The organism is Streptomyces scopuliridis, from assembly GCF_042790125.1.
Taxonomy (GTDB): Bacteria; Actinomycetota; Actinomycetes; order Streptomycetales; family Streptomycetaceae; genus Streptomyces; species Streptomyces scopuliridis_A.
The window spans coordinates 123,577-146,847 of the sequence record NZ_JBHTZS010000017.1 but is presented as its reverse complement, the minus strand read 5'-3'; the positions used below and the strand labels follow the sequence as shown (position 1 = coordinate 146,847).

The window sequence follows — 23,271 nt, the reverse complement described above, 5'->3', positions numbered from 1 at the left end:
CGCGCGCCGAACGTCCGGTCCATCCCCTATTGCAGCCATTTGCACCAAGAGAGAGACACCTCACGCTGGACGTTCGCCGGCCATGGACGGCGCGAGCGGGCGGGCGGCGCTCGCCACGCGCCACCCGCCCGCTCCTGGACGTTCCCGGCTGTCAGGAGGCCGCCACCGGATCGGACGACTTCTCGTTCCCGCCGCCGGAACCGCCTCCGCCGCCCTCGCCTCCGCCGTCCACCGTGACCGACCGGCGTTTGGAGACATAGACCGCGCCGACGATGACGGCGAGGGCGAGCAGCGCCACCAGCGTGCGGACACCCGCGCTGGCGTCGGCTCCGTAACTGAACTGCACGACCGCCGGGGCGATGAGCAGCGCCACCAGGTTCATCACCTTGAGCAGCGGGTTGATGGCGGGGCCCGCCGTGTCCTTGAACGGGTCCCCCACGGTGTCCCCGATGACCGTCGCGGCATGGGCCTCACTGCCCTTGCCGCCGTGGTGGCCGTCCTCGACGAGTTTCTTGGCGTTGTCCCAGGCGCCTCCGGAGTTGGCGAGGAAGACGGCCATCAGCGTGCCCGTACCGATCGCGCCTGCCAGGAACGAACCGAGCGCGCCCACCCCGAGCGAGAAGCCGACGGCGATGGGGGTGAGGACGGCGAGCAGCCCCGGGGTGGCCAGCTCGCGCAGGGCGTCCTTGGTGCAGATGTCGACGACCCGGCCGTACTCCGGTTTCTCGGTGTAGTCCATGATCCCGGGGTGCTCGCTGAACTGCCGGCGCACCTCGTAGACCACCGAACCCGCCGACCGCGAGACCGCGTTGATCGCCAGCCCCGAGAAGAGGAAGACGACCGCGGCGCCGAGGATCAGCCCGACCAGGTTGTTGGGCTGGGAGATGTCCAGACTGAGCGACAGCTCGCCCGCCCTGGCCCCCACATCCGCGACGGCCGTGGCGATGGCGTCCCGGTACGAGCCGAAGAGCGCCGACGCCGCGAGTACGGCCGTGGCGATGGCGATGCCCTTCGTGATGGCCTTTGTGGTGTTCCCCACAGCGTCGAGGTCGGTGAGCACCTGCGCGCCCGCGCCCTCGACGTCGCCGGACATCTCGGCGATGCCCTGGGCGTTGTCGGAGACCGGCCCGAAGGTGTCCATGGCGACGATGACGCCGACGGTGGTGAGCAGACCCGTGCCCGCCAGGGCCACCGCGAAGAGGGCGAGCATGATCGACGTACCGCCGAGCAGGAACGCCCCGTAGACCGCGAGACCGATCAGCAGCGCCGTGTAGACCGCCGACTCCAGACCGATGGCCACGCCCGCGAGCACGACGGTCGCGGGGCCCGTCAGGGAGGACTTGCCGATGTCCCTGACCGGCCGCCGGGCGGTCTCCGTGAAGTAGCCGGTGAGCTGCTGGATCAGGGCCGCCAGCACGATGCCGATGGCGACCGCGAGCAGGGCGAGCACTCTCGGATCGCCGCTGTGCGTCAGGATCGCCTGGTCCGTGACCCCGTCCAGCTCGGCGTACGAGGACGGCAGGTAGACGAAGGACGCCACGGCCACGAGCGCGAGCGAGATCACCGCGGAGATGAAGAAGCCGCGGTTGATGGCGCTCATCCCGCTGCGGTCGGCCCGGCGCGGGGCGACCGCGAAGATGCCGATCATCGCGGTGATCACCCCGATCGCCGGGACGATCAGCGGGAAGGCGAGCCCGAAGTCCCCGAACGCCGCCTTGCCGAGGATCAGCGCGGCGACGAGCGTCACCGCGTACGACTCGAACAGGTCGGCTGCCATACCCGCGCAGTCGCCGACGTTGTCGCCCACGTTGTCCGCGATGGTCGCCGCGTTGCGCGGATCGTCCTCGGGGATGCCCTGCTCGACCTTGCCGACCAGGTCGGCGCCGACATCGGCCGCCTTGGTGAAGATGCCGCCGCCGACTCGCATGAACATGGCGATCAGCGCGGCGCCCAGGCCGAAGCCCTCCAGCACCTTGGGGGCGTCGGCGGCGTAGACGAGGACCACACAGGAGGCGCCGAGCAAGCCGAGGCCGACCGTGAACATGCCGACCACGCCACCCGTACGGAATGCGATCTTCATGGCTTTGTGCGAAACGGCGGTGAGATCTTTCTCCGGCTCGCCCTCCGCCGGTGTCGCCTCACGCGCCGCGGCCGCCACCCGCACATTGCTGCGTACGGCGAGACGCATGCCGATGTAACCGGTGGCCGCCGAGAAAAGCGCACCCACCAGGAAGAACAGCGAACGTCCAGCGCGTTGTGACCAGTTGTCCGCCGGCAACAACATCAGCAGGAAGAACACCACGACGGCGAATACGCCGAGGGTGCGCAACTGCCGTGCCAGATAGGCATTTGCGCCTTCCTGTACGGCGGCCGCGATCTCCTTCATCGAATCGGTGCCCTCGCCGGCCGCCAGCACCTGGCGCACCAGCAGCTGGGCAACGAACAGCGCCGCCAGCGCGACGACCGCGATGACGATCACGATGACGCGGTTGTCGTCCGTGAGTATCGCGGCAGCGAGAGAAGTGGGGTGCTCGGACAGTTGTGAGTGGAAGTGCCCCGCCATTCGTCCTCCTTGACGCTCAGCGTTCAAGATGGACGGATTGTAGGGAGCGGAACCTGATCAAAACAGAGCACGCCACATGCAATTGACCTTGACTTACCGAATGACCTTGGAATGGGTAATGGGATAAGCGCGTTAATAGGTGATCGATAATCCGACGGAAAAGAGAAAGGCCCTGCTCAGCAGGGCCTTCCTGGAGAATGGATCACCGGCTCTCCGTCCGGCTGCCCGAAAGGGCCGGGGCGACGCCGTCAGGGCAGCGCGACGGCCGAGGCCGTCGGCCAGCTCATCCGGATGACGCCACCGTCGTCGCCCGAGGTGACTTCCACATCGTCGACGAGCCCGCTGATGACCGCGAGGCCCATCTCGTCCTCGCCCTCGGCGTCGCTCTCGTGGGCATCGCCCGCCGCCGCGCCGTCGCCGGCTTCCCCGGCGGCACCGCCCGCGGCCGTGACGCCGTCGCCGACCTCGATGGAGAAGGCTTTCTCCTCCTCGTTCAGCACGACTCTCACCGGGGCGGTGATGCCGTGGCTGCGGTGCAGCCCGACCGCCCGGCTGCACGCCTCGCCGACCGCGAGTCTGACCTCGTCCAACACAGCCTCATCGACGCCTGCCCGACGAGCCACGGCGGCCGCCACAAGACGGGCCGTTCTGACATGTTCGGGCTGGGCGCTGAAGCGGAGTTCAACGGTGGCCATGCGATCCCCCTCGAACGTACGAGCGTGGAAACTCACGGGCGCGGGCGCCGGGCATCACGCCCGGTGCCTCTGCCCTCTCCTCCGGAAGACGCGGCCGACCTCAGTCGGTGGCCGCTACGGCCTCGTCGACCGTGGTGTGGATCGGGAACACCTTGGTGAGACCGGTGATCCGGAAGATCTTGAGAATGCGCTCCTGGTTGCAGACCAGACGCAGCGAGCCCTCATGGGCGCGCACACGCTTCAGGCCACCCACGAGCACGCCCAGACCGGTCGAGTCCAGGAAGTCCACGCCCTCCATGTCGACAACCAGGTGGTAGCTGCCGTCGTTCACCAACTCGACCAACTGCTCGCGCAGCTTGGGCGCGGTATACACATCAATCTCGCCACCGACCTCGACGACCGTACGGTCGCCACCAGGGCCGGACACATTGCGAGTCGACAGGGACAGGTCCACGGATCCTCCAGCACCTTGCTATCGAGCGGTCGCCCCTCGGGTCTCCCCTACGGAGCCAGGGGACGTATCGCCAGCCGCGATGGCATTCAATCACTTACCAGCAGTCATGCACGACGCCTTGAGACCATTGTCCGTCACGCCAGTGACACACTCGATGCCGATGGCCAGGAATCACCGCCCCAGCGGACCCCCCAAGAGCGGGGGAAACCGCCCCTCCCCACGTACGGTCCTCGACCGGCTCGCCACGGGGGCGGGCCGTGCTGCGCGCATCACCCATACGGAGCACCTGCCCCCGCGTGCGGGCCGTCATGCGGTCTGGCCCGACCGCATCCGCGCGGAAGTGATCAACGCCATTCAGCGGGCCGGTATCGACCATCCGTGGGCCCACCAGGCGGCCGCCGCCGAGCACGCCCTGGACGGCGAGTCCGTGGTGATCGCCACCGGCACCGCGTCCGGCAAGTCCCTCGCCTATCTCGCTCCCGTACTGACCACCCTCCTGGACGGCTCCGAGGCGCCCAACGGCAGGGGCACGACCGCGCTCTATCTCGCCCCGACGAAGGCTCTCGCCGCCGACCAGCGCCGCGCCGTCAAGGCGCTGGCCGCCCCGCTCGGCAACCGCGTGCGCCCCGCCGTCTACGACGGTGACACCCCCGTCGAGGAACGGGAATGGGTCAGGCAGTACGCCAACTATGTGCTGACCAATCCGGACATGCTGCACCGGGGGATACTCCCGTCCCACCCCCGCTGGGCCTCCTTCCTGCGCGCCCTGCGCTATGTCGTCATCGACGAGTGCCACACCTATCGCGGCGTCTTCGGCTCCCATGTGGCGCAGGTGCTGCGCCGGCTCCGCCGCGTATGCGCCCGCTACGGAGCGAATCCGGTCTTCCTGCTCGCCTCGGCGACCGCCGCGGAACCGGCCCAGGCCGCCGGCCGGCTGACCGGTCTGCCCGTCCGCGAGGTCGCCGACGACGCCTCACCGCGCGGCGAGCTGGTCTTCGCGCTCTGGGAGCCGCCGCTCACCGATCTGCACGGCGAGAAGGGCGCCCCCGTCCGCCGTACCGCCACCGCCGAGACCGCCGACCTGCTCACCGACCTGACCGTCCAGGGCGTCCGTACGGTCGCCTTCGTACGTTCCCGGCGCGGCGCAGAGCTCATCTCCGTCATCGCCCAGGAACGGCTGGCCGACGTGGACCGCTCGCTGGCCCGCCGGGTCGCCGCCTACCGCGGGGGCTACCTCCCCGAGGAACGCCGCGCCCTGGAGAACGCCCTGCACTCCGGCGAGCTGCTGGGCCTGTCCGCCACAACCGCCCTGGAGCTCGGCATCGATGTCTCGGGCCTGGACGCCGTCGTCATCGCCGGTTATCCGGGCACCCGTGCCTCCCTGTGGCAGCAGGCGGGCCGGGCGGGGCGCTCCGGGCAGGGGGCGCTGGCCGTCCTGGTCGCCCGGGACGATCCGCTGGACACCTTCCTCGTCCACCACCCCGAGGCGCTGTTCCAGCAGCCCGTCGAGTCCACCGTCCTCGACCCGGACAACCCGTATGTCCTCGCCCCCCATCTGTGCGCGGCCGCCGCGGAACTCCCGCTCACCGAAGCCGATCTGACGCTCTTCGGCCCCGCCGTACCCGACCTGCTCCCGCAGCTGGAGACCGCGGGGCTGCTGCGGCGGCGCAACTCCGGCTGGTACTGGACCCGCCGCGAGCGGGCCGCCGATCTCGCCGACATCCGGGGAGAGGGCGGCAGTCCCGTCCAGATCGTCGAGGCCGGGACGGGACGGCTGCTGGGTACGGTCGACGAGGCCGCCTCCCACACCGCCGTCCACGACGGCGCCGTCCACCTCCACCAGGGCCGCACGTACCTGGTGAAGCAGCTCGACCTGACGGACTCGGTCGCCCTGGTCGAGGAGGCGAACCCGCCGTACTCCACCACCGCCCGCGACACCACCGCCATCTCCGTGCTCGAAACCGACACGGAGATCCCGTGGGGCGAGGGACGCCTCTGCTACGGCTCCGTCGAGGTCACCAACCAGGTCGTCTCCTTTCTGCGCCGCCGGCTCATCACCGGCGAGGTACTGGGCGAGAGCAAGCTCGATCTGCCGCCACGGACGCTCCGTACCCGGGCCGTGTGGTGGACGGTCACCGAGGACCAGCTCGACCGGGCCCGGGTCAATCCGGAGCAACTGGGCGGCGCCCTGCACGCCGCCGAGCACGCCTCGATCGGGATGCTGCCGCTCTTCGCGACCTGCGACCGCTGGGACATCGGCGGGGTGTCCGTGCCCCTCCATCCGGACACGCTGCGGCCGACGGTCTTCGTGTACGACGGCCACCCGGGCGGCGCGGGCTTCGCGGAGCGGGCCTTCCGGACGGCCCGTGAGTGGCTCACGGCCACCCGCGAGGCGATCGCCTCCTGCGAGTGCGACGCCGGCTGTCCGTCCTGCATCCAGTCCCCGAAGTGCGGCAACGGGAACGATCCCCTGCACAAACGAGGCGCCGTACGACTCCTGACCGAGCTGCTCGGCGCCGCCCCCGGTGTCCGGGCCGAGGCGGACCTGGACGCGCCCACCGTGGCTTAGGACCTGCCCGCGACCGCCTGGCACGGCACCTGGCGGGGGTACGGGCAGCGGTGGGCCCGCCCGTGCCCTGACCGTCGGGGCGTACGGACCGAAGGACGCCCGCGCCGTCACATCCGCGATCTCACCGCTCACCACGCACCGCACCACCTCCGATCCCTGTGCCGCCGCCACCTCGGCCGCTCTGCGGCAGGCGTCGGCCGAGCCCAGGAGGGCGTGGTCCGCCGCGGCGAGGGCCGCCAGGTCGGCCGCCGCGCCGGCCCGGTGCCGGGCGGCGACCGCCTGCCCCATGGCGAGCACCAGGGCGAAGACGGCACACAACGCGGTCGCCGCCGTAGCCACCCACACCGTCGCCGACCCCCCGTCCCCGGCTCGTCCCCTGGGCCGCTGCCTGGCTCGATCCCTGTTCATGGCGCCGCCCCGGCCACCCGCGGGCTCCCAGAGCCATCTCTGGCGGCCTGTACGCGGTCCGGGGCGTCCATGGCGTCCTCCGCCGACGCGACGGCCTCGGCGGTGAGCGTGAGAGCCAGGGCGCCCGGCCCCGGAGTCGGCGCCTCCACCCGTACTCGCCACAGATCGCCTGTACGCCCCAGAGCGACCCTGGCGCCCTCCGGGGCGGCCGAACGGGCGGCGGCCTCCGCCGCGGCCCGTGGCTCGGCTCTGGCGGCCGCTCTCGCCCCCGCCCGCGCCGCGTCCACGCACTGGATCTGCGCGGAGGCCGCCATCAGCGCCCAGACCAGGGCCAGGGCGAACACGGCCAGCGCCGGTACCGCCACCGCCGCCTCCACCGTCACAAACCCGCGATCGCGGCGACGGACCAGACGCCGGCCGCGGGCCGGGCACGTACGGACCGCCTCAGAACTGCGCACTGAGCGCCCTCCCGATCAACGACTGCAAGGCACCCGCCACGGTCCCGCTCGTGACCACCTTGTAGAGCACCGCCGCGAGCGCGCAGGCGGCGATCGTCCCCACCGCGTACTCGGAGGTGGTCATCCCGGCGTCGGCTCGCGCCCCGCGCAGCCGTGCCCGCCACATTCGTCGGATCCTCATCCACATGCCATCTCCCCGTAGAGGGCCGTAGCCCCGTAGAAACCGTAGAAACCGTAGAAATTGGTCAGTCGGCGTTCAGCAGTCCGCTCGCCAGACCGATGACCACCGGAGCCACCCCCACCGCCAGGAAGGCGGGGAGGAAGCACAGCCCCACCGGAGCCGTGATCAGCACCTGGGCCCGCTGGGCTCTGGCCACTGCGGCCCGGGCCCGCTCCGCTCTGAAGCCCTCGGCCAGCCGGGACACCGGCTCGGCGGCCGGCGCTCCGGTCGATCCCGCCCGTTCCAGACATCGGGCCAGCCCGGCCGCGCCCGGTATCTCCCCGAACCGCCCCCACGCCTCGGCCGGTTCGCCGCCGAGCCGCAGCTCTGCCGCCGCCCGTGCCAGCCGGTCGCCGACGGGGCCGCCGAGCGACTCGCCGACCGCCTCCGCGGCCTCGCGCGGCCCCGCCCCCGCCGCGATACAGGCGGCCAGCAGATCGGCGGCGAGCGGGAGCTGACGGGCCGCCTCCTCGGTACCGGTACGGTCGTCCGGCTTCCTCGTCCGCAGCCATCTCCGGACCCCGTACGCCCCGGCGAGCCCGACCAGCCAGCCGGCCATCCCGCCGACCATGACCCAGCCGAAGATCACCGCGCCGGCCGGCGGACCCCAGCGCCGTGCCCACTCCGCCGCCGCGCCGCGCCGTGGCCGCCGCCGTCCGTACTCGGCCGCGAGCAGGGCCGCGAACCGCCGTCGCGCCCGCCGTTCACGTCGCCCGGCCGCCACCGCGAAGGCCAGAGAGCCCATCGCGGTGAGCACCGGAGCGGCCACCCACAGCCTGTGGGCGAACCCTCCCGTCACGGCGCCTCCCCGGTCCGTACGATCCGCGCGGCCCACCACAGGCCCACGCCCTCCAGAGCCCCGCCCACCACCAGACATCCGAGCCCGGCCGGGGTATGCAGCAGTACGCGCAGCGGATCCGCGCCCAGGGCCCAGCCCAGCGCCAGGCCCACCACGGGAAGCAGCGCCAGCACCACGACCGTCGCCCAAGCGCCCGCCAACTGGGCCCGTAACCCCTCTCGTTGCTCCCTCTCCGCCCGTAGCGCCGCGTCCAGGCGATCCAGCCCGGCGGCGAGCCCCGCCCCGCCGTCGACGGCCACCCGCCAACAGGCCGCGAGACCCACGAGGCCCTCCGCTCCCGGCTCACGCGCCGCCTTCCTCAGCGCGTCGGGCACATCACCGCCGAACCGCGCGGCGGCCAGCACAGCGCCGTCCGCGCTTCCCAGCCCACCGGTCGATCCGGCGGCTGCCAGCAGGGCCTGGGTGGGCTGCACACCGGCTCGCAGCTCGCCCGCGGCCGTGCCGCACAGCGCGACGATCCGGTCGCCCAGCCGCTCACGCGTCTTCCTCCGCTCCCTGCCCCGCAGCCACCGCCCCACCAGAGGCACCGCCACCGCACCCCCGAACAGCGGCAGCACCGACTCGCCCAGGAGCGCGAGCAGCACGGCGGGCGGCAGACAGAGCCATTTCCCGCGCAGTCGTCGCGCCCGCTCGCGAGCCTCGGGCAGCCATCGCTCCCACGGCGGCGCCCCCGGCATCGCGGCGAAGGACGCGCCCGGGGCCGTGAGCAACCGCCTGGCGCGCCGCAGCCCCCGTTCCTGACCGACGGCCAGCCGGACCGCTCCCCCGGCGCACAGCACCGCAACGAAGAGGGTGAGAGACATCGTCAGAGCCGTCACGGCGCGCCTCCGATCAGCGCCAGCAGCCGCGGCCAGCCACGGTCGTACGCGAAACCTCCGGCGCCCCAGCGCAGTGCGGGCACCGGCACCACCAGCCCGGCGCCGTCCCGCTCCAGCACATGCGTCTCGGCGATCCTCCGGCGCCCGTCGCGGTCCCGTACGAGATGGATCACGACCGACAGCGCGGCCGCCAACTGGCTGTGCAGCGCCGCCCGGTCGAGACCCGCCGCCGTGCCCAGCGCCTCAAGGCGGGCGGGGACGTCCGCCGCCGTATTCGCGTGCACGGTGCCGCAGCCGCCCTCGTGTCCCGTGTTCAGGGCGGCGAGCAGTTCGGTGACCTCATGGCCCCGTACCTCGCCGACGACCAGCCGGTCGGGCCGCATCCGCAACGCCTGTCTGACCAGGTCCCGCAGCGTCACCAGACCCGCGCCCTCCTGGTTCGCCGGCCGCCCCTCCAGCCGCACCACATGCGGATGGTCGGGCCTCAGCTCGGCGGAGTCCTCGGCCAGTACGATCCGCTCGCGTTCCCCGACCAGGCCGAGCAGGGTGGACAGGAGCGTGGTCTTTCCGGTGCCCGTGCCACCACTGATCAGGAACGACAGCCGGGCCTCGATCAGCGCCCGCAACACCCGCTCCCCGCCCGGCGGTACGGTCCCCGCCGCGGTCAACTCCGTCAGCGAGAACGCCTTGGGGCGCACCACGCGCAGCGACAGACAGGTCGAGCCGACCGCCACCGGTGGCAGCACCGCGTGCATCCGTGTCCCGTCGGGCAGTCGCGCGTCCACCCAGGGTCTGGCGTCATCGAGCCGGCGCCCGGCCACGGCGGCGAGCCGATGTGCCAGCCTCCGTACGGAGGCGGCGTCGGGGAACGACACGGCCGTCAGCTCAAGACCGCCGCCCCGGTCCACCCACACCCGGTCGGGCGCGGAGACAAGCACGTCCGTCACCGAGGGGTCGTCGAGAAGCGGCTCCAGAGGGCCCGTCCCCACCAGCTCGCACCGCAACTCCGCGGCGGCCCCCAGCACTTCCGCATCACCGAGCAACCGCCCCTGAGCCCGTAACGCCGCCGCCACCCGCGCCGGTGTCGGGTCCGCCCCGCTCTCCGCGAGCCGCTGCCGTACGGCGTCCAGCAGTCCGTATGCCGCCGGGCCGCCGCTCATTCCGGCCGTCGTGCCGCCGCTCATGACGTCGCGCTCCCGTCCCCGGCCAGCGCGCGCTCCCAGAAAGCCGTACAGAACGCGGCCAGCGGTCCGCGCGGCCGGGATCCCGGGGGCGCTCCGCCGTCCTGGGACTCCGACAGGCCCGGCTCCAGGGGCAGTTCACCCACCAGGGGCAGCCGGAGCGCGTCGGCGATCCACCGCTCGTCCAGCCCGGCGGCGTACGGCCCCCGGACCACCACCCTCAGATCCCGGAGCACCATGCCCGCCAGCGAGGCCACCCGGCCGGCGGCGGCGACGGCCCGCAGCTCGGCGGGCACCACCAGCAGCCCCAGATCCAGCTGCGCCAGGGCCTCCACGACGGCTTCGTCGGCGCGCCGGGGGAGGTCCACAACCACGACCCCACCACGTCTGCGGGCCGCCGCCAGCACCGACCGCATGGCCTCCGGCTGGATCGCCACGGAATCGCCTCGGTCCCAGCTGAGCACCCGTAGTTCGTGGAGCCGGGGCAGCGACTCCTCCAGCGCTCCGCCCGCGACACGCCCTTTGGAAGCGGCGAAATCCGGCCACCTCATGCCCTCCGCCTGCTCGCCGCCGAGCACCACATCGAGCCCGCCACCGAGTGGATCGGCGTCGATGAGCATCGTGCGCCGCCCAGCGCGCGCGGCGGTGACGGCCAAGGCGCACGCCAGGGTCGAAGCCCCCGCGCCGCCCCGTCCGCCGATCACACCGACGGTGAGCGCGGGACGGCCGACCCCTTCGGCGGCGTCCGCGATCCGGTCGACGAGCCAGCTCTCGGCGTCCGGCAGCCGCAGCACGCACTCCGCGCCGATCTCCACCGCTCGCCGCCACACGCCCGGGTCGTCCTGGTCCCGCCCGACGAGCATCACGTCCCGCCTGCGGGTGGCGCCACGGCAGCGCGCCGCCGCGTCATCGCCGACGAGGACCATCGGCGCGTCCTCCCAGCACCCCTTCCGCTCCGGCACCGAATGGTGGACTTGTGGCTCGGCGCCGGCCGCGGCGCAGAGCCTCAGCAGATCGTCCAGCAACTCCACATCCTCGGTCAGGATCAGCGGTCCCGCCCCGTTGCCCCCACCGATCCGTGAACGATCGGATGTCATGGATCCAGCCACGATCTCCGCCCCCTATCTCTTCTTCGATCCGGCTATCCGCGATCCGGCTATCCGCGAGCGCTTCTCTCCGCGATCTCGCAGTGATCCGGTATCCGCGATTCCGGCTTCCGCGAACTTCGCGGCAGGAATCACCGTGCAGGGCAACAAGAAATCGTGTGGATCTTGCTTGAAAACTGTGGACAACTCACCAGTTGTGAATATCCCGGTAGCTCATACCAGTGACTTCCGGAGAGCAGTGCATTGGCTACGCACAGTGACGGGCATGCTGGCGGAAGCACCATCGCGCACAGAGCCTCAGAAAGGGGGACGAGTGGCTTCGAAGAGCCTGAAAAGCGTCCGGACATGCGACGACCCCCGCCGGGGGGGAGAGCGGGGGTCGTCCCCACGGCCGACTCGGGGGGGGAGGAGCCGGACCGGGTTAGCACGGTCGCGAACGATCCGTGACTTCCATGGTGTACCCGAGAGCCTTCTCAGGCAAACCCACGCGCCCCAGCTTACGCCGAATGGTGGGCGCATATGCTCGGCCTCGTGGAAAACCACTCCTTGCCGCGTACAGCAGCCTTCTTTGACCTGGACAAGACGGTCATTGCGAAGTCATCGACGTTGACCTTCAGCAAGTCCTTCTACCAAGGCGGCCTGATCAACCGCCGCGCTGTACTGCGCACCGCATACGCGCAGTTCGTCTTCCTCGCCGGAGGCGCCGATCACGACCAGATGGAGCGGATGCGGGAGTATCTCTCCGCTCTCTGCAAGGGCTGGAACGTCCAGCAGGTCAAAGAGATCGTCGCCGAGACGCTGCACGATCTCATCGACCCGATCATCTACGACGAGGCGGCGTCCCTCATCGAGGACCATCACATCGCCGGCCGCGATGTGGTGATCGTGTCCACCTCCGGCGCGGAGGTCGTCGAGCCCATCGGCGATCTGCTCGGCGCCGACCGGGTGGTGGCCACTCGGATGGTCGTCGGCGCCGACGGCTGCTTCACGGGCGAGGTGGAGTACTACGCGTACGGGCCGACCAAGGCCGAGGCGATCAAGGCGCTCGCCGCGTCCGAGGGATACGACCTCTCCCGCTGCTACGCGTACAGCGACTCCATCACCGACGTGCCGATGCTCCAGTCGGTCGGGCATCCCTACGCGGTCAACCCGGACCGCGCGCTGCGCCGGGAGGCGACGGCGCGGGACTGGCCGATTCTCGTCTTCAACCGGCCCGTGCGACTCAAGCAGCGACTGCCCGCCTTCTCCATGCCGCCCCGGCCGGCACTGGTCGCCGCGGCAGCGGTGGGCGCGGCCGCCGCGACGGCCGGGCTGGTCTGGTACGCCAGCAGACGACGGCAGTCGACGCTCGCCTGAGGCCATCGGCCTCACGGTCACCCGGCCGGGCCGGGACACGCCACACGCAACCTTATGACCGCTTTGCCATTCTTTGAACCTAAAAGTAAAGAAGTCTGGCCAGGGGTTTCGTATCCCTGTGGAGAGGAGTAGAAAGGAGTCAACGGCCCGCGAGACCAAGGACATCCGAGAGGATCACCTGTTTACGCACCAGGCCCCACGGACCGAGCATGAAAACTGAGCACCCACGCGACGTCGACCCGTCGATTACGGGCCAGCCGCACCAGGTGACGGGCGAAGTACCCGACCTGATGGGCAACATAACGAGGACGCTTGGTAACTCGGTGGACATGCCAGCGGCGGTGCCAAAGAGGCGCCGCCGCAACCCTGTTCAGGCCGCTTTCACCGAGGCCGCCTTCGCCCGGAGCGCCTCGGCTCAGGCCGCGCCCCGCTGAAGCGCTTCGCACACGGCGGTGGATTCCCGAACCCCCAGCTCGATCGCCCGCCCGCAGTGGGTGATCCACGCAGCCATACCGTCCTGGGTGCCCGACAGATAGCCGTCAAAGGCGGCCGAGTACGCCGTGCGTCCCAGTTCCGCGTGACCCACCTCCGCCGGGCAGACCGACTTGGGGTCGAGACCGCTGCCGATCAGCACCACACGCTCGGCGGCCCGCGCCACCAGCCCGTTGTACGAGCCGAAGGGGCGCAGCGCCAGCAGCTCGCCGTGCACCACCGCCGCCGTCACCAGCGCCGGCGCCCTGCTCGGTGTGATCACCAGCCGCGAGAGTCCCTCCAGCCGCCCGGCCACCTCGTCGGCCTCCGGCAGCGGAGGCTTGGCCAGCGGTTCCGGCACCTCGCCCCCGGGCGCCTCCACGACCGGCTCGCCAGCCAGCCGTGGCCGCCCCACGGTCTCGTCCGCGACGCCCGCGCCCCCCGCGGCCACCAGATGCAGCCTGGCGAGCACACGCAGGGGTGATTGCCCCCAGATGGAGAGGAGTTGACCGGCCTCGGCATTCAGCCGGAGAGCCGCGCCGACCGTACGGGCCTCGGCCTCCGACCCGAAGTCGCTGCGCCGGCGCACCTCTTCGAGTGCCCAGTCGGCACCGGACAGCGCCGCGGAGCCGCGTGCCGCACGCAAGGCCGCCTCGGAGGTGACCTCATTGCTGCGGCGGCGCATGACGCGGTGGCTGTACACGCGGTCGACCGCCTTGCGTACGGAATCCACCGCGTCGGGAACGCCCGGCAAGGAGGCCAGCGCGAGCAAGGGATCCTCCGGCCGGGGAGCGAAGGAGGCGTCTGAGGCAGTCGTACTCATAAGTAGGGAGGCTACGCGCCCGCGCCGCACACCCCACCTTGGAGTGGTCTTCCTCACGCAATTCCCTCACCTTGAGCGAGGTTGCCACTACCCTAGGTGAACATGAAGATCGCTTTCGTGGGCAAGGGCGGCAGCGGCAAGACCACGCTGTCCTCGCTCTTCATCCGCCATCTGACCGCCAACGAAGCCACCGTCGTCGCGGTGGACGCCGACATCAACCAGCACCTCGGGGCCGCGCTCGGCCTCGACGAGACGGAAGCCGCCACGCTGCCCGCGATGGGTGCGCACCTGCCGCTGATCAAGGAATATCTGCGGGGCAGCAATCCGCGGATCCCGTCGGCCGAAGCGATGATCAAGACGACACCGCCCGGGGAGGGTTCGCGGCTGCTCCGGGTCGGCGAGAGCAATCCGGTGTACGACGCCTGCGCCCGTACCGTCCGGCTCGACGACGGCGAGATCCGGCTGATGGCCACCGGCCCCTTCACCGACTCGGATCTGGGGGTGAGCTGCTACCACTCCAAGGTCGGCGCGGTCGAGCTGTGCCTCAACCATCTGGTCGACGGCCCGGACGAGTACGTGGTGGTCGACATGACGGCGGGCTCGGACTCCTTCGCCTCCGGGATGTTCACCCGGTTCGACATGACGTTCCTGGTGGCGGAGCCGACGCGCAAGGGCATGTCCGTATACCGCCAGTACAAGGAGTACGCGCGGGACTTCGGCGTCTCGCTGAAGGTCATCGGCAACAAGGTCCAGGGCCAGGACGATCTGGACTTCCTGCGCGAGGAGGTGGGCGACGACCTGCTCATCACCGTGGGCCACTCCGACTGGGTCCGGGCGATGGAGAAGGGCCGGCCGATCCGCTTCGAGCTCCTGGAGGCGGACAACCGCTGCGCGCTCCAGACACTCCAGGACGCCGCGGAGGACTCGTACGAGCACCGCGACTGGGAGCGGTACACCCGGCAGATGGTCCACTTCCACCTCAGAAACGCGGAGAGCTGGGGCAACGCGAAGACGGGCGTCGACCTCGCCGCGCAGGTCGACCCCGCCTTCGTCCTCAGCGAGGCACTCGCCGTACCCCAGCCGTCCTGATACGAGGAGCGCGCCCGCCCTCCGTCCCGCCGTCGGTGCCGTCAGTGCTCTTCGGAGTGGCCGGCCGGGCGGGCGGCCGGGGACGGGCTCTTGGCCAGGGGGGCCGCCCCGAGCGCCGTCCAGCCGCCCTTGGGCGCCTTGCCGACACCCAGGCTGCGGAACTTGTCCAGGGTCTGCGGGTCCTGCGCGTCCAGCCAGTCGGCGAGCTGGCGGAACGTCACGCACCGCACGTCCTTCTGGACGCAGACCGTCTTGATCGTTTCCTCGACGGCGGTCATGTACGTGCCACCGTTCCAGGACTCGAAGTGGTTGCCGATGATCAGCGGCGCACGGTTCCCCTTATAGGCGCGGTCGAAGGCCTCCAGCAGGCCGTCGCGCATCTGGTTGCCCCAGTACGCGTGCTGTGAAGGATCGCCGCTGGCCGTCCCCGACTGGTTGAACATGAAGTTGTAGTCCATCGAGAGCGTCTCGAAATCACGCCCCGGCACCGGCACCAGCTGGAGCGGAATGTCCCAGAGACCGTCCGTCTTCTTCGGCCAGAGCTGGTCGCCGATGCCGCTGGAGTCGTAGCGGAATCCCATCGTCTTCGCGGCCCGCATCATGTTCTTCTGCCCTTCCAGGCAGGGCGTGCGGGCGCCGATCATTTCCTTGTCGTAGTCGAAGGGCAGCGGGGCCTCGTCCTTCAGGCCCGAGTTGGTCTTCCAGTTCTTCACAAAGGACTTGGCCTGGTTGATCTCGCTCTTCCACTCGTCGACGGACCAGGTGCCGACGCCGCCCTCGTTGCCGCAGAAGTGGCCGTTGAAGTGGGTGCCGATCTCATTGCCGTCGCGCCAGGCGCCACGCAGCTCCCGCAGCGTGTCCTTGATCCCCTTGGCGTCATTGAAACCGATGTCCGAGGTGCCGCGACCGTGCTGGGGCGCGTCGTACAGGTCCGCCTTCTCCTCGGGGAGCAGATAGACGCCGCTCAGGAAGTACGTCATCTTCGCGTTGTACTTGTTGGCGACCCCGCGGAAGTGGGAGAAGAGCTTCTGGCTGTCCTCGCCCGCGCCGTCCCAGGAGAACACCACGAACTGGGGCGGCTTCTCGCCGGGCTTCAGCTGCGCCGGCTTCGGCAGGTGCGGCTGGGCGCCGGTGTACGCGGTTGAACCGTCGCCGATCAGGTGTGGGGCGTTCTCGGCGGCCCCCGCGGCCCGCTCGGCGCCGGGCGCACCCTTCCTGGCCCCGTCATTGGTTTCCGGCGTTCCGGAACACCCCGCGAGTCCGACGGCGAGCGCCATGACGGCGGCGCCGAAGCCGATTCTCCTTGTGGCGGCCAGCATCCGCCCACCCTCTTCCTTCAGGTCTCAGTCCGAAGTGCCGAGCGGCGACTGCCGGCACGGCGCCGAGCGCCGACAACGTCGCACTGAGACCAATAAGAAGATGAAACGACAAGCCGTACAAGATCATTAATCACTCCCCCAGGTGAACCATTGCCCCATTTGCCCGGAAAGTAATGCCAGACTCTTTACTCTCCATTACGATCTATTTACTGAGTGTTGAGGAAACACGTCCCGCCACTGCACGCCGTGACCCACGGCCGCGCCCCCACATACCGCGACCGCGCCGCCCGGAGGAGACGGGAAATATGACTGCCGCCATCCCCACCCGCACCACCCCCGTGTCCTGGACCGCCCGCATCGACTCCAAGGTCCGGACCGCCCCCACCGATCCCGCGTCCCGGTTCGCGCGCGTCTCACGCCTCCGGCGGCCGCACAGACCTCCGCTTGAAAACCGCGAGGACCGCGGCGGCCATGGAGGGCGCGACGGACGCGGCGGACGCGGGTTCCGGATCGCCGGAGCCGACGTGTCCGCGTCGATTTCCGTCTTTCTGATCGCGCTGCCGCTCTCCCTGGGTATCGCGCTCGCCACCGGCGCACCGCTCCAGGCGGGCCTGGTGGCCGCCGCGGTCGGCGGGCTGGTCGTCGGCCGGCTGGGCGGGGCCCCGCTTCAGGTCAGCGGCCCCGCCGCCGGGCTCACCGTCGTCACCGCCGATCTGATCCAGCGGTTCGGCTGGCGCACCACCTGTGCCATCACGATCTGCGCCGGGCTCGCCCAACTCGGCCTCGCGGCACTACGGGTGGCCCGCTCGGCGCTCGCCGTCAGCCCGGCGATCGTGCACGGCATGCTCGCCGGCATCGGCGTCACGATCGCGCTCGCCCAGCTCCATATCGTGCTCGGCGGTATGCCGCAGAGCTCCGCCGTCGACAATGTGCGTGGTCTGCCCGCCCAGTTGGCCAATCTGCATCCGGGCGCGCTCTCCGTAAGCCTGCTGGCCATCGCCGTACTGCTCGCCTGGCCACGAATTCCGGGGCGTACGGGCCGGATCGTCCGCAAGATCCCGGCCGCCCTCGCCGCGGTGGCGATCGCGACGGCCCTGGCAGCGCTCGCCGGAGTCGGTCTGGAGCGCGTCGATCTGCCCTCCTGGAGCAGCCATGCCCTGCCCTCGCTGCCCGAGGGGCCCGTGCTCGGACTGCTCGCGGCGGTTCTCACCGTCACTCTGGTGGGCAGCGTCGAATCGCTGCTGTCCGCGGTGGCCGTGGACAAGCTGGCGGCGGCGCGCAAGAAGCCGGCCGTCCAGGTCCCGCGCGCCCGGCTGGACCGGGAGCTGGCCGGACAAGGGGCGGGGAATGTCGTCTCGGGCGCGCTGGGCGGCCTGCCCATCACGGGAGTCGCCGTACGCAGCGCCGCCAATGTGGCGGCCGGCGCGGTGAGCCGGCGCTCGACCATGCTGCACGGGCTGTGGGTCGCCATCGCGGCCCTGCTGCTGGTGCCCGTGCTGGATCTGATCCCGCTGGCGGCCCTGGCGGCGCTGGTGATGGTCGTCGGGGTCCAGATGGTGAACCTCGTCCATCTGCGCAGCGTGCAGCGGAACCGCGAAATGCTGGTGTACGTGGTGACGCTGGCCGCCGTGGTCTTCACCGGCGTGCTGGAGGGCGTGGCGATCGGGATCGCGGTGGCGGTCGCGGTGGCGCTGCACCGGCTCACCAGGACCCGGATCACGGTCGAGGTGCGGGACGGAATCCACCGGGTGCGCGCGCGGGGCCAGTTGACGTTCCTCGCCGTGCCGCGGCTCAGCCGGACGCTGCACCAGGTGCCCTGGGACGCGGACTGCGTGGTCGAGCTGGACGGCTCCTTCATGGACCACGCCGCGTTCGAGGCCCTGCACGACTGGCAGACCGCGCATATCGCCCATGGTGGTACGGCTGAGTTCACCGGCCGGGCGGGCGGCCGGATCGCCGAGCCCGCCGCGGAGTCGCCCAGCTGTTGCCCGCCCTGGACGCCCTGGCGCAATCACCAGTGCGCGGAGCACTCCCTTGCACAGGTGAATGCCTCGCAGCGCTCGGAGCAGACGGGCAACGCCCCGTCCCCGGCCGACCCGTCCCCGGCCGGCCCGTCCACAACCGACCAGCCCGCGGCCGACCCGTCCGTCACCACGTGGTCGGGAGCGGAAAAGACCGCCATGTGCCGCACGGTGTCCGCAGGCGCGGCGTGTTCGCCGGGAGCCCGTCAACTGACCAGCGGGATCAGCTCCTTCCAGCGCAATACGGCGCCGCTGGTGCGCGCCGAGCTGGCCCGGCTGGCGCGCGAGGGGCAGCGGCCCTCGCAGCTCTTCCTCACCTGCGCCGACTCCCGGCTGGTGACGAGCATGATCACGTCCAGTGGTCCGGGCGATCTGTTCACCGTTCGGAACGTGGGAAATCTGGTCCCGCTGCCCGGGGCGGACGGAGCGGACGATTCGGTGGCCGCGGCCATCGAGTACGCGGTGGACGTCCTGCGCGTGGAGTCCATTACCGTGTGCGGGCATTCGGGATGCGGGGCGATGCAGGCGCTGCTGACCACCCCCGCCGACGCGGACGGGACCCCGACCCCGCTACGGCGCTGGCTGCGCCACGGGCTGCCCAGCCTGGAGCGGATGGAGAGCCGTCAGCACCCCTGGGCCAGAATCTCCGGAAGGACGCCCGCCGACGCGGTCGAGCAGCTCTGTCTGACCAATGTCGTACAGCAGTTGGACAATCTGCGGGCCCATGAGTCGGTGGCCCGCAGGCTGGCCGAGGGCACGCTGGAGCTGCACGGGATGTACTTCCATGTCGGCGAGGCCCAGGCGTATCTGCTGACGGACGGGGTCGGGGCCGGCGGCGACCACAGCGGCGATGAGGTGTTCAACCGGGTGGCCCCGACCACGCTGGAGGAGTCGCGCGCCTGAACCGACCTCGTACCGCATCCGTGAGAGTGTGTGGCCCCCTTCCCCACCACCCCGGGGAGGAGGGCCACTTCTCAGTCGGACGCGGGACAGCGGATCCGGGACCCGTGTCCGGGCGGCGGATCCGATCCTCATCACACAGGTCTAAACCAATTTCCGGAAGCCCCTTGTCACCCGGGCATCCGCCTGATGAGCTAGGCCCGGGACACATAGGACGCCCTGGGAAAGGGAGATGTCGTGAGCAACGAAAGCCTGGCCAACCTGCTCAAGGAGGACCGGCGGTTCGCACCGCCGGCCGAGCTGGCCGCGCACGCCAATGTGACGGCGGAGGCGTACGAGCAGGCCGAGGCGGACAGGCTTGGCTTCTGGGCCGAGCAGGCGAGGCGGCTCACCTGGGTCACCGAGCCGACCGAGACACTGGACTGGTCGAACCCGCCGTTCGCGAAGTGGTTCGCGGACGGCGAGCTGAACGTCGCCTACAACTGCGTCGATCGCCATGTGGCGGCCGGTCACGGAGACCGCGTGGCCATCCACTTCGAGGGCGAGCCGGGCGACAGCCGCGCGATCACCTACGCGGAGCTGAAGGACGAGGTGTCGCGGGCCGCCAACGCGCTCACCGAGCTGGGGGTGCGCGCGGGCGACCGGGTCGCCGTCTATCTGCCGATGATCCCCGAGGCCGCGGTGGCCATGCTGGCCTGCGCCCGGATCGGGGCCGCGCACTCCGTGGTCTTCGGCGGCTTCTCGGCCGACGCCGTCGCCTCCCGTATCCAGGACGCCGACGCCAAGCTGGTGATCACCGCCGACGGGGGTTACCGCCGCGGCAAGCCGAGCGCCCTCAAGCCGGCCATCGACGAGGCCGTGGCCAAGTGCCCGCAGGTCGAGCATGTGCTGGTGGTCCGCCGTACCGGCCAGGACACCGCTTTCGACGGCTCCCGCGATGTGTGGTGGCACGACATCGTCGGGCGCCAGTCCCCGGAGCACACCCCCGAGGCGTTCCCGGCGGAGCACCCGCTCTTCATCCTCTACACCTCGGGGACGACGGGTAAGCCCAAGGGCATCCTGCACACCTCGGGCGGCTATCTCACCCAGGCGGCCTACACCCACCACGCCGTCTTCGACCTCAAGCCCGAGTCGGACGTGTACTGGTGCACGGCCGACATCGGCTGGGTGACCGGTCACTCGTACATCGTGTACGGGCCGCTGGCCAACGGCGCCACCCAGGTGATGTACGAGGGCACGCCCGACACCCCGCACCAGGGGCGGTTCTGGGAGATCGTGCAGAAGTACGGGGTGACGATCCTCTACACCGCGCCGACCGCGATCCGTACGTTCATGAAGTGGGGCGACGACATCCCCGCGAAGTTCGATCTGACCTCGCTGCGGGTGCTGGGCTCGGTCGGTGAGCCGATCAACCCCGAGGCGTGGATCTGGTACCGCGAGCACATCGGCGCCGGCAAGACCCCGATCGTGGACACCTGGTGGCAGACCGAGACCGGCGGCATGATGATCTCCCCGCTCCCCGGTGTGACGGAGACCAAGCCGGGGTCGGCCCAGCGCGCCCTGCCCGGCATCTCGGCGACCGTCGTGGACGACGAGGCCCGCGAGGTGCCCAACGGGGGCGGCGGCTATCTCGTCCTCACCGAGCCCTGGCCTGCGATGCTGCGCACCATCTGGGGCGACGACCAGCGGTTCATCGACACCTACTGGTCGCGCTTCGAGGGCAAGTACTTCGCCGGGGACGGCGCGAAGAAGGACGACGACGGCGACATCTGGCTGCTGGGGCGGGTGGACGACGTCATGCTCGTCTCCGGCCACAACATCTCGACGACGGAGGTGGAGTCGGCCCTCGTCTCACACCCCAAGGTCGCCGAAGCCGCCGTGGTCGGTGCCGCGGACGAGACGACCGGCCAGGCCATCGTCGCCTTCGTGATCCTGCGGGGCACGGCCGTCGTCGACGACGGTCTCGTGGCGGAGCTGCGCAACCATGTCGGCACCGCGCTCGGTCCGATCGCGAAGCCCAAGCGGATCCTCCCCGTCGCGGAACTGCCCAAGACCCGCTCCGGCAAGATCATGAGGCGTCTGCTGCGGGATGTCGCGGAGAACCGTCAGCTCGGCGATGTCACCACACTCACCGACTCATCGGTCATGGACCTCATCCAGAGCCAGCTGCCCGGCGCGGCCAGCGAGGACTGAACGGACCGGGTACGTACGTGACGTAAGCGGCGGGGCGCCTGGCATCGGATGCCGGGCGCCCCGCCTCTGTACTCCCGCCTCTGTGCTCCCGCCTCCGCGTTCCTGGCTCTGCGTCCCCGTCCCCGCGTTCCCGTCTCCGCTTTCCCGTCTCCGCTCCCCCTGTGTTCCCGTCTCCGCTTCGCTGCGCCGCGCTCGCCGCGGCCCGGTAAAGTAGGCAGCGCGTAAATAACACAACAAGAATTTCAAGGTGCGCCGGGAAGTCTGGTCGGCATGTGATGCGTCATGCCCGCAGTTCGACCGGAGGTTTCCCTCGTGCCCGTGTCCGCGCCCACCAACCGCAAGTTCCTCGGACGCCTCCCGCTGCCGGAACGGAACTATCTCGCGGAAGCGCTGCGCACGGAGACCGTCGGCGGCGTCCTGCTGCTCATAGCCGCCATCGCCGCGCTCCTCTGGGCGAACACCCCGCTGAGCCACAGCTACGAGGCCCTGAGCGACTTCCATATCGGCCCCTCGGCGCTCGGCCTCGACCTCTCCATACAGCACTGGGCGGCCGACGGTCTGCTCGCGATCTTCTTCTTCGTCGCCGGCATCGAGCTGAAGCGCGAGCTGGTGGCCGGGGAACTGCGCGATCCCAAGGCCGCCGCGCTTCCCGTGATCGCCGCGCTCTCCGGAATGATCGCGCCCGCCCTGATCTATGTGCTGGTCAACAAGACCGGCGGCGGGTCCCTGAGCGGCTGGGCCGTACCCGTCGCCACCGATATCGCCTTCGCGCTCGCCGTCCTCGCGGTCATCGGCACCTCGCTGCCCTCGGCGCTGCGCGCCTTCCTCCTCACCCTCGCGGTCGTCGACGATCTCTTCGCCATCCTGATCATCGCCGTCTTCTTCACCAGCGATCTGAACTTCCTGGCGCTCGGCGGCGCGGTCGCCGGTCTCGTCGTCTTCTGGGTGCTGCTGCGCAAGGGCGTACGCGGGTGGTACGTGTATATCCCGCTGGCGCTGGTCATCTGGGGCCTGATGTACAACAGCGGAGTCCACGCCACCATCGCCGGTGTCGCGATGGGTCTGATGCTGCGCTGCACCAGGAACGAGGGCGAGGAGCACTCCCCCGGCGAGCACATCGAACATCTGGTGCGCCCCGTCTCGGCCGGGCTGGCCGTACCGCTGTTCGCGCTCTTCTCCGCGGGCGTCTCCGTCTCCGGCGACGCGCTCGGCAAGGTCTTCACACAGCCTGAGACCCTCGGCGTCGTACTGGGTCTGGTCGTGGGCAAGGCGGTCGGCATCTTCTGCGGCACCTGGCTGGCCGCGCGCTTCACCAGGGCCGAGCTGAACGAGGACCTGGCCTGGCCCGATGTCTTCGCGCTCGCCTCGCTCGCCGGGATAGGTTTCACCGTCTCGCTGCTCATCGGGGAACTGGCCTTCTCGACGGACCCCGCGCTCACCGACGAAGTGAAGGCCGCGGTGCTGACGGGCTCGGTCATCGCCGCCGTCCTCTCCGGGGTGCTGCTCAAACTGCGGGTCCGCAAGTACCGCGCGCTGTACGAGGAAGAGGAGCGGGACGAGGACCGGGACGGTATCCCCGACATCTATGAACAGGACGATCCGGGGTACCACTTGCGCATGGCCGAGCTGTACGAGGCGAAGGCCGCCGAGCACCGTCGGCTGGCGGAACACGCGGGGGCAGCGCGCGAGGACGGCGACGGTCCGGCATGATCGGACAACGGATTCGTAGCCGAGCGGTCCGTAGCCGAGAAGAGCGAGAAGAGGGAGT

The 23,271-nt window shown here is 70.6% G+C and carries 17 protein-coding genes and 1 pseudogene; 6 read left to right on the top strand and 12 right to left on the bottom strand.

Annotation, left to right across the window (positions count from 1 at the left end; genetic code table 11):
* Positions 1-151: 151 nt before the first annotated feature.
* From ACFRKB_RS25055 to ACFRKB_RS25045, 3 genes are all read right to left on the bottom strand, one after another.
* A complete protein-coding gene (locus ACFRKB_RS25055) occupies positions 152-2,563 on the bottom strand; it encodes a sodium-translocating pyrophosphatase (RefSeq protein WP_383108655.1) in 2,412 nt (803 codons plus the stop codon).
* A 248-nt stretch (positions 2,564-2,811) separates the two neighbouring features.
* Positions 2,812-3,258, bottom strand: a complete 447-nt coding sequence (locus ACFRKB_RS25050) for an ATP-binding protein (protein WP_365974564.1) — start codon at positions 3,256-3,258, stop codon at positions 2,812-2,814.
* 100 nt (positions 3,259-3,358) lie between these two features.
* On the bottom strand, positions 3,359-3,712 hold the full coding sequence (locus ACFRKB_RS25045) for an STAS domain-containing protein (RefSeq protein WP_003967428.1): 354 nt from the start codon (positions 3,710-3,712) through the stop codon (positions 3,359-3,361).
* A gap of 79 nt (positions 3,713-3,791) precedes the next feature.
* Here ACFRKB_RS25045 and ACFRKB_RS25040 point away from each other — a divergent pair, with 79 nt between their 5' ends.
* Positions 3,792-6,281 (top strand): DEAD/DEAH box helicase, encoded by a 2,490-nt coding sequence (locus ACFRKB_RS25040; RefSeq protein ID WP_383108653.1) that lies wholly within the window; start codon positions 3,792-3,794, stop codon positions 6,279-6,281.
* A gap of 111 nt (positions 6,282-6,392) precedes the next feature.
* Here the strand turns inward: ACFRKB_RS25040 and ACFRKB_RS25035 are convergent.
* The 7 genes and pseudogenes from ACFRKB_RS25035 to ssd form a co-directional block, all read right to left on the bottom strand.
* A pseudogene (locus ACFRKB_RS25035) lies at positions 6,393-6,689 on the bottom strand (Rv3654c family TadE-like protein); the annotation flags it as partial.
* The gene (locus ACFRKB_RS25030) at positions 6,686-7,147 is read right to left on the bottom strand and encodes a TadE family type IV pilus minor pilin (RefSeq protein WP_383108652.1); all 462 of its coding nucleotides are present in this window, start codon (positions 7,145-7,147) and stop codon (positions 6,686-6,688) included. The pseudogene ACFRKB_RS25035 and the gene ACFRKB_RS25030, both read right to left, overlap by 4 nt.
* On the bottom strand, positions 7,134-7,328 hold the full coding sequence (locus ACFRKB_RS25025) for a DUF4244 domain-containing protein (RefSeq protein WP_365974566.1): 195 nt from the start codon (positions 7,326-7,328) through the stop codon (positions 7,134-7,136). The genes ACFRKB_RS25030 and ACFRKB_RS25025 overlap by 14 nt, the downstream gene beginning before the upstream one ends.
* Positions 7,329-7,392: 64 nt before the next feature.
* Complete coding sequence (locus ACFRKB_RS25020) at positions 7,393-8,166, bottom strand: type II secretion system F family protein (protein WP_383108651.1); 774 nt, start codon at positions 8,164-8,166, stop codon at positions 7,393-7,395.
* Positions 8,163-9,044: a type II secretion system F family protein gene (locus ACFRKB_RS25015; protein ID WP_383108649.1), complete on the bottom strand. Its 882-nt coding sequence runs from the start codon at positions 9,042-9,044 to the stop codon at positions 8,163-8,165. The genes ACFRKB_RS25020 and ACFRKB_RS25015 overlap by 4 nt, the downstream gene beginning before the upstream one ends.
* A complete protein-coding gene (locus ACFRKB_RS25010) occupies positions 9,041-10,228 on the bottom strand; it encodes a TadA family conjugal transfer-associated ATPase (protein WP_383108648.1) in 1,188 nt (395 codons plus the stop codon). The genes ACFRKB_RS25015 and ACFRKB_RS25010 overlap by 4 nt, the downstream gene beginning before the upstream one ends.
* Positions 10,225-11,322: a septum site-determining protein Ssd gene (gene ssd, locus ACFRKB_RS25005; protein WP_383108647.1), complete on the bottom strand. Its 1,098-nt coding sequence runs from the start codon at positions 11,320-11,322 to the stop codon at positions 10,225-10,227. Before ssd ends, ACFRKB_RS25010 begins: the two co-directional genes overlap by 4 nt.
* Before the next feature lie 528 nt (positions 11,323-11,850).
* On the opposite strand from ssd, the gene ACFRKB_RS25000 reads away from it, so the two are divergent.
* Positions 11,851-12,687, top strand: coding sequence for an HAD family hydrolase (locus ACFRKB_RS25000; RefSeq protein WP_383108645.1), 837 nt, complete (start codon positions 11,851-11,853; stop codon positions 12,685-12,687).
* A gap of 415 nt (positions 12,688-13,102) precedes the next feature.
* Here the strand turns inward: ACFRKB_RS25000 and ACFRKB_RS24995 are convergent, their stop codons facing one another.
* The gene (locus ACFRKB_RS24995) at positions 13,103-13,981 is read right to left on the bottom strand and encodes a Fic family protein (protein ID WP_383108644.1); all 879 of its coding nucleotides are present in this window, start codon (positions 13,979-13,981) and stop codon (positions 13,103-13,105) included.
* 102 nt (positions 13,982-14,083) lie between these two features.
* On the opposite strand from ACFRKB_RS24995, the gene ACFRKB_RS24990 reads away from it, so the two are divergent.
* The gene (locus ACFRKB_RS24990; protein WP_383108643.1) at positions 14,084-15,070 is read left to right on the top strand and encodes an ATP-binding protein; all 987 of its coding nucleotides are present in this window, start codon (positions 14,084-14,086) and stop codon (positions 15,068-15,070) included.
* A 41-nt stretch (positions 15,071-15,111) separates the two neighbouring features.
* On the opposite strand, the gene ACFRKB_RS24985 is transcribed toward ACFRKB_RS24990, so the two are convergent.
* Entirely contained in the window at positions 15,112-16,389 is a 1,278-nt protein-coding gene (locus tag ACFRKB_RS24985) for a polysaccharide deacetylase family protein (protein ID WP_383108642.1), read from the bottom strand.
* 305 nt (positions 16,390-16,694) lie between these two features.
* Here ACFRKB_RS24985 and ACFRKB_RS24980 point away from each other — a divergent pair, with 305 nt between their 5' ends.
* The 3 genes from ACFRKB_RS24980 to nhaA all read left to right on the top strand — a co-directional run bounded on the left by ACFRKB_RS24980 (position 16,695) and on the right by nhaA (position 23,213).
* Positions 16,695-19,313 carry a bifunctional SulP family inorganic anion transporter/carbonic anhydrase gene (locus ACFRKB_RS24980; protein WP_383108641.1) on the top strand — a complete coding sequence of 873 codons (2,619 nt, stop codon included), beginning with the start codon at positions 16,695-16,697 and terminating at the stop codon, positions 19,311-19,313.
* Between the two features lie 234 nt (positions 19,314-19,547).
* Entirely contained in the window at positions 19,548-21,503 is a 1,956-nt protein-coding gene (gene acs / locus ACFRKB_RS24975; protein WP_383108639.1) for an acetate--CoA ligase, read from the top strand.
* Positions 21,504-21,785: 282 nt separating this feature from the next.
* Complete coding sequence (nhaA, locus tag ACFRKB_RS24970) at positions 21,786-23,213, top strand: Na+/H+ antiporter NhaA (protein ID WP_383108637.1); 1,428 nt, start codon at positions 21,786-21,788, stop codon at positions 23,211-23,213.
* Positions 23,214-23,271 lie beyond the last annotated feature (58 nt).

What these genes read in the sequence shown, in the direction of transcription:
- ACFRKB_RS25055 (WP_383108655.1), bottom strand. Translation starts at nt 2,563, where the DNA reads ATGGCGGGGCACTTCCACTCACAACTGTCCGAGCACCCCACTTCTCTC.
- ACFRKB_RS25050 (WP_365974564.1), bottom strand. Translation starts at nt 3,258, where the DNA reads ATGGCCACCGTTGAACTCCGCTTCAGCGCCCAGCCCGAACATGTCAGA.
- ACFRKB_RS25040 (WP_383108653.1), top strand. Translation starts at nt 3,792, where the DNA reads ATGGCATTCAATCACTTACCAGCAGTCATGCACGACGCCTTGAGACCA.
- ACFRKB_RS25025 (WP_365974566.1), bottom strand. Translation starts at nt 7,328, where the DNA reads ATGAGGATCCGACGAATGTGGCGGGCACGGCTGCGCGGGGCGCGAGCC.
- ACFRKB_RS25010 (WP_383108648.1), bottom strand. Translation starts at nt 10,228, where the DNA reads ATGAGCGGCGGCACGACGGCCGGAATGAGCGGCGGCCCGGCGGCATAC.
- ssd (WP_383108647.1), bottom strand. Translation starts at nt 11,322, where the DNA reads ATGACATCCGATCGTTCACGGATCGGTGGGGGCAACGGGGCGGGACCG.
- ACFRKB_RS25000 (WP_383108645.1), top strand. Translation starts at nt 11,851, where the DNA reads ATGCTCGGCCTCGTGGAAAACCACTCCTTGCCGCGTACAGCAGCCTTC.
- ACFRKB_RS24995 (WP_383108644.1), bottom strand. Translation starts at nt 13,981, where the DNA reads ATGAGTACGACTGCCTCAGACGCCTCCTTCGCTCCCCGGCCGGAGGAT.
- ACFRKB_RS24990 (WP_383108643.1), top strand. Translation starts at nt 14,084, where the DNA reads ATGAAGATCGCTTTCGTGGGCAAGGGCGGCAGCGGCAAGACCACGCTG.
- ACFRKB_RS24985 (WP_383108642.1), bottom strand. Translation starts at nt 16,389, where the DNA reads ATGCTGGCCGCCACAAGGAGAATCGGCTTCGGCGCCGCCGTCATGGCG.
- ACFRKB_RS24980 (WP_383108641.1), top strand. Translation starts at nt 16,695, where the DNA reads ATGACTGCCGCCATCCCCACCCGCACCACCCCCGTGTCCTGGACCGCC.
- nhaA (WP_383108637.1), top strand. Translation starts at nt 21,786, where the DNA reads ATGCCCGCAGTTCGACCGGAGGTTTCCCTCGTGCCCGTGTCCGCGCCC.